The sequence below is a fragment of the Streptomyces sp. NTD107 genome, from assembly GCF_059510435.1.
Genome location: NZ_JCAJZV010000014.1, coordinates 79000 through 92105 on the forward strand (window position 1 = coordinate 79000; position 13106 = coordinate 92105).

Below are 13106 nucleotides of genomic sequence, written 5' to 3' on the forward strand. Positions count from 1 at the left end.
CGCTCCTTGTACGGCGTGCGGTCAGTTCCGCCGCCGGCTGAGTTCGGGGAATTCCGGGTGGGTGGCCATGATCCCACCCTCGCCCCAGCGATTCTGCGGGATCTCCTGAATCACCACCGCGATTTTGTCCAGCGGTGCGCCCGTCACCTTATGGGTGGCTTTGGTGATCTCCTCGATCAGCTCCTGACACTTCTCATCGGTCTGATTCGGCCAGGTCGTCACGGTGATAAAGGGCATGTATCGCTCCTATGCTTGTGTTGCGAACTCGTGAAATCCGGGGGTCCGCAGTTTCAACTGCGCGTGAATGTCGCCGCCCAGCCCGTACCGGCCGATCGCGCCGCCGTAGCTGGTCTGGTAGCTCATCCACAGCACGATGACGTTGATGATCCGGTTGCCGCCGGGGGTCACCGGGAACGGGTCCGGCAGGGTCGCGGCGTACGTGGCGGCGCCGGTGGGGTCCGTCACGAACACGTTGGGGATGCCCAGGGGTCCTGGCCGGGTGGGGCCGGCCGGGTCGAGGTCGTGTTCGCGCAGCGACATCACCGTATAGAGGCTGTTGGGGATCATGCCGGTGCATCGCATACGGAAGTCGGCGCTGCGCCGGTCCGCCGCCAGGGTCACCTCCAACTCGCCCCGGGCCCGCAACCATTGGCCATAAGTGATCGGTTCCGTGACTTTCGGGCCGTCCGCCGCCCGCAGATCCGGAATCGGCGCGCGGTGCAGCGGATAGCTGGGCCGCACCTCCCGCGCCGCGTCCGGCCGCTGCTCCGGGGCGAAGACCATCGGGTAGTTGGTGCACGGCAGCGGGAGGGGAAGGGTGTACAGCACCATGTCCTCATCGCCCGCGCCGTCCGGCGCCAGCTCGCGGACGATGGTGTACGGCACCTGCTCGCCGAACGGCGGCAGTTCGCTCTTGGCGCTCACGATCGCCGCGCCCCACGAGCGTTCCCCGCCCTCGCGGTTGAGCATGCCGAGGACCACGAAGTCGCCGTCCTCGTTCATGATCTCGCTCGGCGGGTAGGGCGGGCCCTGCGTGGTGAGGTCCAGTTGATACGTGGTCATCGGGCGGTCCGCTCCGTTCGTGGGAAGCCGAAGAGGGCGAGGGCCAGCGCCCCGGCGATGGCGGCGGCGCCGGTGGCGGTCACCGCCGCCCAGCCACCCGCCGACCACACCGGGCCGAGCGCGGCGGTGGACAGCGAGCCGGCCAGCAGGCACACCAGCATGTAGAGCGAGGAGGCGGCGCCCTTGCGCTCCGGCGGGGCGGCCCGGGCCAGCAGCACCAGCACGGCCGGCTGGCAGGAGAACACCCCGAGGAAGACCAGGAGTACCCCGGCCGTCAGCGGTACGGCGCCGGTCGCCACGCCCAGTACGGCGATACCGGCCGCCACCAGGCCCAGGCCGAGCAGCACCATCCGCCGGGCGCCGATCCGGTTGCTCAGCCGGCCGGCCAGCGGGGCGCCGGCCACGCCGATCAGCCCGGCGAGGCTGACGGCGCCGATCGCGCCCGCCCCGTACCCGAAGGGTTCGCCGCGCAGCCGGTAGGTGAGGAAGGTGATGACGCCGAGGTAGCCGAAGAACAGCAGCGCGCCGACCGCCAGCGGGCGCAGCACCTGGGGGTGGGTCAGCATCCGGGCCGCCGCGGCGTAGGCCCCGGTCAGGGGTTGGGTGCTGCCCGCCTGGCCCGGTGCGGCCGGCAGCCGGGTGATCGCCGCCGCCGCTGCCAGGTTCAGCAGCGCCAGCAGCAGCATCGCCTCCCGCCAGCCCGCCCAGCCGGCCACCACGCCGGTGAAGGACCGCCCCAGGGTGATGCCCGCGACCGTCGCGCCGATGATCAGTCCGAAGTACAGGCCGGTCTGCCCCGGCGGCGCGATCCTGGGCAGCAGCGCGATCATCGCCGCCGGTACGGCCGCCGCCGCGATGCCCGCCACCGTGAGCAGCGCGGCGAACAGCGGCAGGTTCGGCGCCATGGCCGCCGCCGGGAGCAGGACGGCGACGGCCAGCGCGCCCGTCCCGCCCAGCACGGTGGTACGCACCCGGTCGGTCAGCGGCCCGAACACGAAGAACGCCAGCGCGTAGGCGAGGCTGGTGACGGTGAACGCCAGCCGTACGCGCTGCGCGTCGCCGCCCAGCGAGGCGGCGATCTCGGGGAAGACCGGCTGGGTCAGATACACGGTGGACACCGCGCAGCAGGTGGCCGCCGCCGCGATCAGCGGGGCGCGTACCCCGCTGCCCGGCGGCGCGGGCGCCGCCGTCGTGCTCGCCGCGAGCGCCGTCATCACACCGCCACCGAGGCGCCGCCGTCGACGGTGATCGACGCGCCGTTGATCTGGGCGGCGCCCGGCGAGACGAGGAACGCCACCGCCGCCGCCACATCGGCCGGCGAAGGCAGCCGCCCGTACGGGGTCTTGGCGGCGAAGTCCGCGCCGGTCGCCTCGGCCGTGCCGCCGAAACGGCGCGCCAGGTCCTCCAGGGTGCGCGACCACAGCGGGGTGTCGGTGGCGCCGGGGTCCACGGTGTTGACGCGCAGTCCGTGTCCGCCCAGGTCGCGGGAGATGGCCTTGGCGAAGGCGCCGAGGCCGGCGTTGACGGTGCCGTTGATGACGAACAGCGGGTCGGGTTCGCGGCGGAAGGAGCCGTTGATGAAGACGATCCGGCCGCTGCCGCGCGCCACCATGGCGCGGGCGACCGTACGGGTGAGCCGGACCGCGCCGAGCAGCTTGCCGCCGATGGTGGTGTCCCACAGTTCGTCGGTGGTCTCCAGCAGCGGGGCGACCGGGCCGTCGCCGGCGGCGTTGACGAGGATGTCGATGCGGCCGAACCGGTCCAGGACGGTGGTGACGCCGGCCGTCACCGAGGCGGGGTCGTTGATGTCGAGGACGACGGGCACCGCCTCGCCCGGCCCGTCGAGTTGCTTGCGGGCGGCGTCCAGCCGGGCGGCGTCGCGGCCCAGGAGGACCACGGTGGCGCCGTCCCGGGCGAGGCGTTCGGCGATGGCGCCGCCGATGCCGCCGGTGGCGCCGGAGATCACCGCGATGTCGGGGTTCTTGTCCGTCATGGGGCTGCTTCCCTTCTCGCTCACGCTCCCGCTCACGCCGTCACGCGGGCGTAGATCCGGGTGTACAGGCCCCGGTCGGTGATGTAGGTGTCGCCGGCCTGCCGGACGATCTCCTGGTAGGCGGGGGAGGTGAACACCGCCTGGTAGGCGTCGGGTGCGACGGAGAAGCCGGACACGAACAGCACGCCGGGCTCGGTGGACAGCAGCGAGTGGTAGGCGAGGAAGACCTCGACCTCGTCGTTCTCCCGTACCACCTCGAAGATGGTGCGGTCGCGCCAGGCGCGGTAGCCGTCGTACACCGGGGGCTTGACCTCGACATGCCGCAGCTGGAGGTAGGGGGTGGCGGGCAGCGGGTCCCCGGTGTCCTTCGGGGCCTCGACGAACTCGACGACCTGGCGGCGGAAGTCGCCGGCCAGCAGCGGGGCGAGGGCGTCGGCCGCGGCGCGGTGGGCGGCGGCGTGCTCGGCGATCTGCCCGGTGCCGGTGAGCGGGGTCAGCTCGACCAGCAGGCCGTCGTCGTCCAGGGAGCGGTACAGGACGGCGTCGGGGGTGGTGGGGTGGGCGGTCCAGGTCTCGACGGCCTTGTCGATCGCGTCGGCGGCGACCGGGACTTCGGTGACGAGCAGCAGCGGTGCGGACATGGCGGGTCTCCTTCGGTGTGCGGTCAGTGGGCGGTGGTGGCGAGGACGCCGCTGACCGCGCGGGCGGCCTTGCGGCGTTCGATGGCGGCGATCCGGTCGGTGGGCAGCGCGGAGAAGCCGATCTCCCCGGCGGCCACCGGCCTGCCGCCCTGGGCGAGTTCGACGCGCAGCGCGAACTCCAGCTGCTGGTCGGGGCGCTCCAGGTTCAGTTCGCGGACGGTGCCGCCGATCTCGGCGGGCAGCGGGAAGAGGAAGCTCGCGAAGTCCAGCCGCACCGAGTTCCACACGATGTAGTAGCTGGTCAGCGGCCAGCGGTCGCGGTAGCCGTGCTCGAAGACGCCGAGGAACAGCTGGCGGGCGGCCTCCACGATGACCATGCCCTGGACGTGCTCGCCGGTCTGGTGGTCCAGCAGCAGCTCGTTGTCGCCGTGCACCCGGATGCCGGCGGTGTACGTGTGGTCGCCGGTGCGCCGCAGGCCGGCCAGCAGCACGTTGTCGGCGCTGCGCTTGTGGACGATGTCGCGGCCGACCGGCTCCAGGCCGGCGTCGGCGAACCGGATGCGGCCGGCCAGGCCACGGCGGTCGATGGCGGCCTGGAGATAGGCGCGTTCGAAATCGCCGACGCCCTGCCCCTCGTACAGCCGGATGCCGTTCTCCGCCGTGTCGTACCGGCCCGAGCCGATGTCGGCGGCGAGCGCGGATACGGTACGGACCGCGCCGGGGCCGGCGAATCCGCTGAAGCGATCCGCGACCACCATGACATGCGTGCTCATTTCCCGTTCCCCTCCTGGAAATAGCGTTGTAACCTGAATGCGGGAAACCCGCGGGAAGCCCGCCGATCATCCTCCTTTCCGCTTTCCCCGGCCACAACGGGGAAGAGTGGGGTAGCCCTTCGGGCAGACCGCTCGATATCCGCAGCCGGTGTCGCTGGAGAGCACGTTGACGCCGATTTGAATTCCGCGCTTCCATGGCTTCCGGATTCTCAGGAGGAGATGACGGATATGGCCTTGACGCAGCGGGCGGCGGTGCTCGCCGGAATCGGCTCGTGGCTGCCGCCCCGGGTGATAACGAATGAGGAATTGGCGGGCGAGCTCGATACCAGCGACGCGTGGATCCGTACCCGCACCGGTATTGGCGCCCGGCATGTGATCGACGCCGGGATGGCCACCTCGGATCTGGCGGTGGAGGCCGGGGTACGGGCGCTGAAGTCGGCGGGCGCGGCCGAGGCCGACGCCGTACTGGTGGCGACCACCACCCCGGACCGGCCGTGCCCGGCGACCGCGCCCGAGGTGGCGTCCCGGCTGGGGCTCGGCACGGTGCCGGCCTTCGATGTGTCGGCGGTGTGCAGCGGGTTCGTGTACGGGCTGGCGGTGGCCGCCGGGCTGATCGCGGCCGGCTCGGCGCGGCGGGTGCTGCTGATCGGCGCCGACGCGTACTCCACGATCCTCGACCCGGCGGACCGCACCACCCGGGCGGTGTTCGGGGACGGGGCGGGCGCGGTGGTGCTGCGCGCCGGGGAGGCGGCCGAGGAGGGCGCCGTGGGGCCCTTCGACCTGGGCAGTGACGGCACGTTCGCCGATCTGATCACCGTGCCGGGCGGCGGCTCGCGGCAGCCGGAGGGCGGCGACCGGTACTTCCGGATGCAGGGCCAGAAGGTGTTCCGGCGGGCGGTGGCGCAGATGGCGGCGTCCTCGCGGGAGGTGCTTGAGCGCTCGGGGTGGACGGTCGGGGAGGTGGACCGGGTGGTGGCGCACCAGGCGAATCAGCGGATTCTGGACGCGGTCGCCGCCGAACTCGGGGTGCCGGGCGAGCGGGTGGTCTCCCAGATCGAGCGGGTGGGCAACACCTCGGCCGCCTCGATCCCGCTCGCGCTGGCCGACGCGGCGCGGGCCGGCGGGCTGCGGCCGGGGCACCGGGTGCTGCTGACGGCGTTCGGCGGCGGGCTGACCTGGGGTTCGACGGTGCTGCGCTGGCCGGATGTCACGCCGGTCACCGGCTGAGCGAGAAAGTCCAAGAGATGACGGAGATACGAGAGGTGAACGGCATGGATCAGGTTGTGCGGGAGAAGGTTACGGGAATCCTCATGAATAATTTCGAGGTGAATGCGGCGGCCCTCGACCGCGATCCGACGCTGGATGATCTGGCCTTCGACTCGCTGACCATCGTGGAGCTGGCGACGGCGCTGGAGAAGGCGTTCGACACCCCCGTCGACGAGGACGAACTCTCCACCGAGCTGACCGTTTCCGGGCTGCTGCGGCTGGTGCTGGAAAAGGCGTCGGCGGGGACGGCGGCGCGCGGCTGAGCCGAGCCGGCGAGCGTTCCGTATACGAAACCGGAACGGCGCGCGGGGCGTTCACGGACAGCGTGGTCCGTACGCTCTTGCGCTGGAGTGCACTCCATTTTGTATGTTGTTTACCTACCGGGGATTACGGTCCCCTTCCTTTCTGCCCCGAGGTGGTCATGCGTCCCTTACTTCCGCGCCTTGTCGTGGCCGGCCTGCTGGTGACCTGCGCGACGGCGTGCGGCGGCGGATCGGACGGCGGTGGTACGAACGCCGACAGCCGTACGGAGCCGGCCGTCTCGTCCCCGCCCGCGCCGCCCGGCGACGGTGACGGCGACGGAGACGGCGACGCCGGTACGGACTCGGGGTCGGACGTCTGGCACGGGCAGAGCGGCTTCTCCTCGCCGACCGGCATCGCCTTCGGCCCCGACGGCTCGGTGTATGTCTCCAACTGGTCGGCGGGCACGGTCGAACGCATCGCCGCCGACGGCACCCGTACCACCTACGCCGATGGTCTCGGCTCCCCCGCCGGGCTGGCCGTGGACGCGGCCGGCGACCTGTTCGTCGCCGACTACAGCCGCGATGTGATCCACCGGGTGACCGCGCCGGGCGAGGTGAGCGAGTTCGCCGCCGGGTTCCACACCCCCACCGGGATCAGCTTCGACGCGGGCGGCCACCTGCTGGTCACCAACCGGGCCACCGATGAGATCGTGCGGGTGGCGCCGGACGGCGCGGCCGAGGTGATCGCGAGCGGGCTGCACACCCCGGTGGGCGTGGCAGAGAACGCCGACGGCGAGATCTTCGTGTCGAACTATGTGGGCGGCGAGATGTCCCGGGTCGACCCGGACGGCACGGTGCGGACCTTCTCCACGGACTTCGACGGCCTCGGGGTCGGTCTGGTGGTGGCCGGGGACAACGAGCTGTATGCCGTGGACCGGGCGGCCGGCGCGATCAAGCGGGTGGCCGCGGACGGCAGCACCGAGGCGGTGCTGACCGGTCTGAACTCCCCGGTCGCGCTCGGGGTGGACGCGGCGGGCGGGCTGGCCACCGCCACCTGGGGTGATGCCACGCTGTACGCGGTGCCGCTGGACTGAGTCCCCTTGCCCCGGCCGCCGCCCGGCCGCCGCCCGCCCCGCCCGCCCCGCCGCGCCTCACATGGCGCGCGCGTATCTCTCGTACAACCCTTCTCTGAGCGCTCTGGAGACGGCGAGGGTGCGGTTGTTGCAGTCCATCTTGGCCAGGATGTTGGCGACCAGCCGCTTGGCGCCGTGCTCGGAGATCTGGAGCCGGCGCCCGATCTGCTTGTTGCTCATGCCGTCCACCATGAGGACCAGGGCCTGCTGCTCGCGCGGGGTGAGCCGCAGTTGGGCGCGGGCCGGCTCGGTGCGCTGGGTGGCCAGCACCAGCAGATCGTGGGCGAGCTCCGGGGGGATGGCGACCTGTCCCTGGGCGACGGCGGCCAGGGCCTTGTTGAGGGTGGTCTCATTCACGTTGCTGATCTTCATGAAGCCGGCTCGCAATCCTGTCACCTTGGGCAATTCCACCAGGCCGTCATCGTCGATGAGCAGCATGATCTTCGCGCCGCGCTCCTCACGCAGCCGTAACTCGGCGGCGGTGGCCTCCTCGACCTCGCCGAGCAGGGCGATCAGCACATCGCCGGCGCCGAGCCCGGCGGTCAGCGCGCCGCCGAGCCCCGGTACGGTGCGCAGCTCGACGGCGGGCGGCAGTTGGAGCATGCGTTCGACGCCGTAGCGGAGCAGGCCGTTTCCGATGCCGATCACGACTCTACGGGCGTTGATTTTTTCGGGCTCTCGGTGATTCTCGCTCTGACTGCCCCTTACACCCAACACGGTTCTCCCCGTCCGTTTGAGATGGCGCATCACGGTCTGTGGTCAACCCTTCAAGGCTACTCCAAGGGTTGGAAAAGTACCGGCCAAATATTCGGATGTGACGTGGGTCACCGGGAATTCTGTCGGAGAAGTCAAACAATCCGTAACGCCCGGGAAATAACGTTGCGTTTACGCGAAGGGCACCGAGGAAACTCCCGGCCAATTAATGCGGTACGGAATGGGTCGCGCGGTCGGCCGGCGGCCCGGCGGGGAGTTCGGGCAGGACGGTCCAGCCGAACCGTCCCGCGTGCGCCAGCAACGCCGGGTCGGCGCCCGCCACCACCCGGGGGTGGCCCACCTGGGCCAGCATGCCCAGGTCGGACAAGTGGTCGCCGTACGCGTAGCAGTCGGCGGCGGCCAGCCCGAGCCGGTCGATGGCGGCGGCCACCGCCGCGCCCTTCGCCGGGCCGATCATCGGCCGTACCACCTCGCCGGTGAGCAGGCCGGCCGCGTCGGTCACCGGCTCGGTGCACAGCAGCAGCTCCGCGCCCAACTCCGCCGCCAGTGGATCCAGTACGGGGCGGAACGAACCGGAGACCAGCGCGACCACGGCCCCCGCGGCGCGGTGCCGGCGCAGCTCCGCGGTGACGGCCGGCACAAAAGCGTCCGGGGTGGCCCGGTACGCGGCGTACCAATCCCGCCCGGCCGCATCGAGATCGGCCTGCGCAATACCCCGGAACAACCGGTAGTAAGCGCGGTTCACTTCACTTCGGTCGGCCGTCTCGGCAAGCGCTCTCAGCTCACCCATGGTCTTCTCGTACGCACCGCCGGAATCACCGTGCCGCGCCATCCAGAAACGCAGAAACGCGAACATGCTCTTGGTCCTGATGACCGTCTCATCGACATCGAAAAATGCCGCCGTTCCGCTTCGCATACCATCGCCTCACCCTGCGGATGACAATAGACCCGCCAATTCTGCCCAGCAGCAACGCGCGAAGACAGACCAACTTCGGCATGCCCTATCGGCTACGCCGCCGGTGAAACCGGCGGGTAGCTCCGCTCCATACGCCCTCGTACACCTCGTACGCCTTGTACGCCGGGAGCGCACGCCGGGCGCCCAACCGGCCCGACACACCTCTGAGACCCCATCGTTATGGCCCGGTCAGCAACGAAGGGACCGGTCCGCGCATCTTTACTACTGAGACCTACGAAACCTTCAGGGGGACATGGTGCGCTCCGCGCTCATGCACAGATCTTCCGTCGCCGTCGCGGCCCTCGCCGCCGCGGCTCTGCTGCTGACCGGATGCGGTGGCCAGGGCAAGCCCGACGACAAGGCAGCCGATCCGCCCGCGACCTCGGCTCCCGAGACGGACCAGGTGGACGACAAGCCGGCCGACGACGAGCCCGAGGAGGAGACCGAGCCCGAGGAGGAGGTCGTCCTCGACTACGGCGACGAGTCGGATCAGGTACGGGAGTTGCAGGCGCGGCTCGCCCAGCTGGAGCACTTCGCCGCCGATCCGACCGGCTTCTACGGCGATGTGACGGTCGGCGCGGTCGCCGGCTTCCAGGAGGCGCAGGAGCTGGAGGTCTCGGGCACCGTCTTCGAGAGCACCTGGGCCGCCCTCACCGAGCTGAGCACCGACCCCAGCCAGCAGGAGCTGTACCCGCCGCAGATCGTCATGGGTTACGGCGACAACACCGACCAGGTGCGCGAGCTCCAGGCCCGGCTGATCCAGCTCGACCACTTCGACGAGAAGCCCACCGGCTACTACGGCGATGTCACCTCTGCCGCCGTCCGCGCCTTCCAGTCGGCGGCCGGCATCGAGGCGACCGGCCAGGTGGACGAGGCCACCTGGACCGCGCTGAAGGACCGGACCAGCAAGCCGGCCCGGGACGACATGTTCCCGCCGATCGAGGTGCCGGAGGTCGAGACCCCCGCCAACCTGGACGAGCGCTGCATGACCGGGCGCGCGCTGTGCATCTCCAAGACCACCAGCACGCTGTCCTGGGTCATCGACGGCACGGTGCGGATGACGATGGACGTACGGTTCGGCACCGAGGAATACCCCACCCGTGAGGGCCAGTTCGACGTCTACTGGAAGTCCCGCAACCACCACTCCACGCTGTACGACTCCCCGATGCCGTACGCGATGTTCTTCGACGGCGGCCAGGCCGTGCACTACTCGGAGAACTTCGCCGCCAACGGCTACAACGGCGGCTCCTACGGCTGCGTGAACGTCCGGGACGAGGCTGCGCTGTCCACCCTCTTCGACGAGGTGCGCGAGGGCGACAAGGTCATCGTCCACTGGTGACGTAGCACCAGCACGGCTCAGTGATGGAAAGCGGGGCGCTGCTCGGCTGTGGCCGCCGGATGGCGGGCCAGCTCGGCCAGCGCCCCGCGCATGTCCTGAAGCAGCAGCGTGGTCAGATCGCGGCTGACCCCGTGCCGTACCACCACCCGTTGCACCACGGTGTCCTGGCGGCCGGCCGGCAGCGGATAGGTGGGCACCTGCCAGCCGCGCAGCCGCAGCCGTTCGGCCAGGTCGTACAGCGTCCACGAACTCGTACGGTCCGGCGCGAGCGTCCAGCACACCACCGGCAGCCCGGCCCGCCCGTCGTGCAGCACCCGGAACGGGCCCAGCGCGGCGATGCCGTCCGCGAGCGCGACGGCGGTGTCCGCGCAGGCGCGCTGCACCGCCTGGTAGCCGGCCCGGCCAAGCCGCAGCAGGTTGTAGTACTGCGCGACGATCTCGCCGCCCGGCCGGGAGAAGTTGAGCGCGAAGGTCGGCATGTCGCCGCCCAGATAGTTCACGTGGAAGACCAGTTCGGCCGGCAGTTCCTCGGCGTCCCGCCACACCACCCAGCCCACCCCCAGCGGGGCGAGGCCGAACTTGTGGCCCGAGGAGTTGACGGACTTCACCCGCGGCACCCGGAAGTCCCACTTCAGACCGGGCTGGAGGAACGGCGCGACAAAGCCGCCGCTGGCCGCGTCCACATGGATCGGGACGTCCACCCCGGTCCGTACGGCGAGCGCGTCCAGGGCGGCGGCGAGGTCCGCCACCGGCTCGTAGGCGCCGGTGAAGGTGACCCCGAGCGTGGCGACCAGCCCGATGGTGTTCTCGTCGCAGTACGCGGCGAGTTGCGCCGGGTCGGTGGTGGTACGGCCCGGCAGCAGCGGGATCTGCCGCAGCTCGACATCGAAGTAGCGGGCGAACTTCTCCCAGCACACCTGCACCGGCCCGCACACCAGGTTCGGCCGGTCGGCGGGCAGCCCGGCGGCGGCGCGCCGGGCCCGCCAGCGGCGGTGCAGGGCGAGTCCGCCCAGCATCGCCGCCTCGCTCGACCCGGTGGTGGAGCAGCCCACGGCGGCGGCGCCGTGCGGGGCGTGCCACAACGCGGCCAGGATGTGGACGCAGCGCGACTCCAGCTCGGCGGTCTGCGGGTACTCGTCCTTGTCCACCATGTTCTTGTCGAGGGTGTCCGTCATGAGGGCCTGGACCTCGGGCTCGGACCAGGTGGTGCAGAAGGTGGCCAGGTTCTGCCGGGAGTTGCCGTCCAGGGCCAGCTCGTCGCGGATCAGCTGGTACGCCTCGCGGGCGGGCATCGGCCCCTCGGGGAGCGTGTAGCGCGGCAGCGCCCGGCCGCTGCCGGGCAGCGCGTACAGATCGTCGGCCTGGTTCGTACGCTCCTGGGTCACGCGGTGGAGGGGCACCCTCCCACGCTGCGGGCGGCGCGCGGCGCGCGCAACCCGCCCGCGCCACAAGGGCGCCGGACGGGTGATGATGACGGGTATGCGCTACATCATCATCGGAGCGGGAGCGGTCGGCGGAGCCATCGGCGGGCGGTTGCACGAGGCGGGTCACGAGGTTGTCCTCGTGGCGCGCGGTGCCCACTACGCGCAACTGCGCGACGGCGGACTTCGGCTGCGTACCCCTGACGCCTCCCTCACCCTTCCCATACCGGCCGCCGACGGACCGGAGGCGGTCGCGCTGCGGCCGGGCGATGTGCTGGTCCTGGCCGTCAAGACGCAGGACAGCGTGGCCGCGCTGGACGCCTGGGCCGGGCGCCCGGTCGAGGGCGGCGGCACGGCCGGCGAACTGCTGCCGCTGCTGTGCGCCCAGAACGGGGTGGTGAACGAGCGCCTGGCGCTGCGCCGCTTCCGGCAGGTGTACGGGGTGTGCGTGTGGCTGCCGGCGCAGTTCCTGGCGCCGGGCGTCATCACGGCGCCGTGCGCGCCGCTCACCGGGATGCTGCACATCGGCCGGTTCCCGGGCGGTACGGACGAGATGGCGGAGCGGATCGCGGCGGACCTGGAGCAGGCGTATTTCCTGGCCCCGGTGGCGCCGGAGGTGATGCGCTGGAAGTACGCCAAGCTGCTGTCGAACCTGGCGAACGCGGTGGAGGCGATCACCGGCTCGGCGAGCGAGCCGGACTCGGCCGAACTGGCGGCGCGGGCGCGGGCGGAGGGGGTCGCCGTGCTGGAGGCGGCGGGGATCGGGTACGCGAGCGAGGCGGAGCAGGCGGCGCTGCGCGGCGACCGGATGCGGCTGCTGCCGGTGCCGGGCGGCGACCCCGCGCACGGCTCGTCCTGGCAGAGCCTGCGGCGCGGCGCGGGGTCGATCGAGGCCGACTATCTGAACGGCGAGATCGTGCAGCTGGGCCGGCTGCACGGGGTGGCGACACCGGTGAACGAACTGCTCCAGCGCACCGCGAACCGCTTCGCCCGCGACGGCCTGGCCCCCGGCTCACTCCCGGCGGCCGACCTGGGCTAACCAGCCACTTCGGGCAGCCGCTCGGTGAGCCGGGCGTGCCGCTGGCGGGCGGCCTGGGGCGTACCGAGCCCCAGGCCGAAGGCGATCTCCTGCCAGGTGAGCCCGCGCCCCCTGGCCATCTCGATCAGCCCGGCCTCCACCTCCTCCAGGTCGGCCCGGGCGCGCGGCACGAGGGTGAGCGCGGCGGTGATGTCCGCGTGATCCACCTCCGGCTCCCCCTCGGTGGCCAGCGCGGCGCCGCTGAGCAAGAACGCCACCAGCCGCACGGCCTCGTGCGGGGCGAGCACGTACGGATGGGTCTGCCGCGCCCGCTGCGCGTCGTCGGCGGCATGCCGCTCGGCGATCCGGAACAGCGCGGCATGCGAGCGCTGCGCGCGGGCGGCGCCGGGGTCGGGGGGCGTGAAGGGGTCGTCGTGGTCCGTCATGCTCCCACCCTGGCAAGACAATGAACTGTTGTCAACGAATAGCGTTGAACAATTCGTTCACAGCGACGCGCCGCTCGGATCACGGCGGTGCGGGGCGGGCCGC

Annotated in this window: 15 protein-coding genes; 5 read left to right on the forward strand and 10 right to left on the reverse strand. The window is 71.5% G+C overall.

The window, feature by feature from the left end; all coding sequences use genetic code 11:
• Positions 1 to 21: 21 nt before the first annotated feature.
• From AC5WRL_RS23590 to AC5WRL_RS23615, 6 genes are read right to left on the reverse strand one after another with little or no spacing between them, the layout of a single operon-like run.
• Entirely contained in the window at positions 22 to 237 is a 216-nt protein-coding gene (locus AC5WRL_RS23590) for a tautomerase family protein (RefSeq protein ID WP_496090649.1), read from the reverse strand.
• Positions 238 to 246: 9 nt separating this feature from the next.
• Positions 247 to 1062, reverse strand: coding sequence for a hypothetical protein (locus tag AC5WRL_RS23595; RefSeq protein ID WP_496090650.1), 816 nt, complete (start codon positions 1060 to 1062; stop codon positions 247 to 249).
• Positions 1059 to 2276: an MFS transporter gene (locus AC5WRL_RS23600; protein ID WP_496090651.1), complete on the reverse strand. Its 1218-nt coding sequence runs from the start codon at positions 2274 to 2276 to the stop codon at positions 1059 to 1061. The genes AC5WRL_RS23595 and AC5WRL_RS23600 overlap by 4 nt, the downstream gene beginning before the upstream one ends.
• Positions 2276 to 3055 carry an SDR family oxidoreductase gene (locus tag AC5WRL_RS23605; RefSeq protein WP_496090652.1) on the reverse strand — a complete coding sequence of 260 codons (780 nt, stop codon included), beginning with the start codon at positions 3053 to 3055 and terminating at the stop codon, positions 2276 to 2278. Before AC5WRL_RS23605 ends, AC5WRL_RS23600 begins: the two co-directional genes overlap by 1 nt.
• Before the next feature lie 32 nt (positions 3056 to 3087).
• Positions 3088 to 3696: a hypothetical protein gene (locus AC5WRL_RS23610; protein WP_496090653.1), complete on the reverse strand. Its 609-nt coding sequence runs from the start codon at positions 3694 to 3696 to the stop codon at positions 3088 to 3090.
• Positions 3697 to 3719: 23 nt separating this feature from the next.
• Positions 3720 to 4469 (reverse strand): AfsA-related hotdog domain-containing protein, encoded by a 750-nt coding sequence (locus tag AC5WRL_RS23615; RefSeq protein ID WP_496090654.1) that lies wholly within the window; start codon positions 4467 to 4469, stop codon positions 3720 to 3722.
• A gap of 228 nt (positions 4470 to 4697) precedes the next feature.
• On the opposite strand from AC5WRL_RS23615, the gene AC5WRL_RS23620 reads away from it, so the two are divergent.
• The 3 genes from AC5WRL_RS23620 to AC5WRL_RS23630 all read left to right on the forward strand — a co-directional run bounded on the left by AC5WRL_RS23620 (position 4698) and on the right by AC5WRL_RS23630 (position 7071).
• On the forward strand, positions 4698 to 5696 hold the full coding sequence (locus AC5WRL_RS23620; RefSeq protein ID WP_496090655.1) for a beta-ketoacyl-ACP synthase III: 999 nt from the start codon (positions 4698 to 4700) through the stop codon (positions 5694 to 5696).
• Between the two features lie 17 nt (positions 5697 to 5713).
• On the forward strand, positions 5714 to 5998 hold the full coding sequence (locus AC5WRL_RS23625; RefSeq protein ID WP_496090656.1) for an acyl carrier protein: 285 nt from the start codon (positions 5714 to 5716) through the stop codon (positions 5996 to 5998).
• A 158-nt stretch (positions 5999 to 6156) separates the two neighbouring features.
• Entirely contained in the window at positions 6157 to 7071 is a 915-nt protein-coding gene (locus AC5WRL_RS23630) for an NHL repeat-containing protein (protein ID WP_496090657.1), read from the forward strand.
• Positions 7072 to 7128: 57 nt separating this feature from the next.
• Here the strand turns inward: AC5WRL_RS23630 and AC5WRL_RS23635 are convergent, their stop codons facing one another.
• Both AC5WRL_RS23635 and AC5WRL_RS23640 read right to left on the reverse strand, forming a co-directional pair.
• On the reverse strand, positions 7129 to 7758 hold the full coding sequence (locus tag AC5WRL_RS23635; protein ID WP_496090658.1) for a helix-turn-helix transcriptional regulator: 630 nt from the start codon (positions 7756 to 7758) through the stop codon (positions 7129 to 7131).
• Positions 7759 to 8029: 271 nt separating this feature from the next.
• Positions 8030 to 8740, reverse strand: coding sequence for an HAD family hydrolase (locus AC5WRL_RS23640; RefSeq protein WP_496090659.1), 711 nt, complete (start codon positions 8738 to 8740; stop codon positions 8030 to 8032).
• Positions 8741 to 9050: 310 nt separating this feature from the next.
• Here AC5WRL_RS23640 and AC5WRL_RS23645 point away from each other — a divergent pair, with 310 nt between their 5' ends.
• Positions 9051 to 10118, forward strand: coding sequence for a L,D-transpeptidase family protein (locus tag AC5WRL_RS23645; protein ID WP_496090660.1), 1068 nt, complete (start codon positions 9051 to 9053; stop codon positions 10116 to 10118).
• 17 nt (positions 10119 to 10135) lie between these two features.
• Here AC5WRL_RS23645 and gad read toward each other — a convergent pair whose 3' ends face one another.
• Entirely contained in the window at positions 10136 to 11518 is a 1383-nt protein-coding gene (gene gad / locus AC5WRL_RS23650; RefSeq protein ID WP_496090661.1) for a glutamate decarboxylase, read from the reverse strand.
• Between the two features lie 79 nt (positions 11519 to 11597).
• Between gad and AC5WRL_RS23655 the strand changes: the two genes are divergently transcribed.
• Positions 11598 to 12578, forward strand: coding sequence for a ketopantoate reductase family protein (locus AC5WRL_RS23655; protein ID WP_496090662.1), 981 nt, complete (start codon positions 11598 to 11600; stop codon positions 12576 to 12578).
• Here the strand turns inward: AC5WRL_RS23655 and AC5WRL_RS23660 are convergent.
• The gene (locus tag AC5WRL_RS23660; RefSeq protein WP_496090663.1) at positions 12575 to 13003 is read right to left on the reverse strand and encodes a DNA-binding protein; all 429 of its coding nucleotides are present in this window, start codon (positions 13001 to 13003) and stop codon (positions 12575 to 12577) included. The genes AC5WRL_RS23655 and AC5WRL_RS23660 overlap by 4 nt on opposite strands.
• Positions 13004 to 13106: the final 103 nt, after the last annotated feature.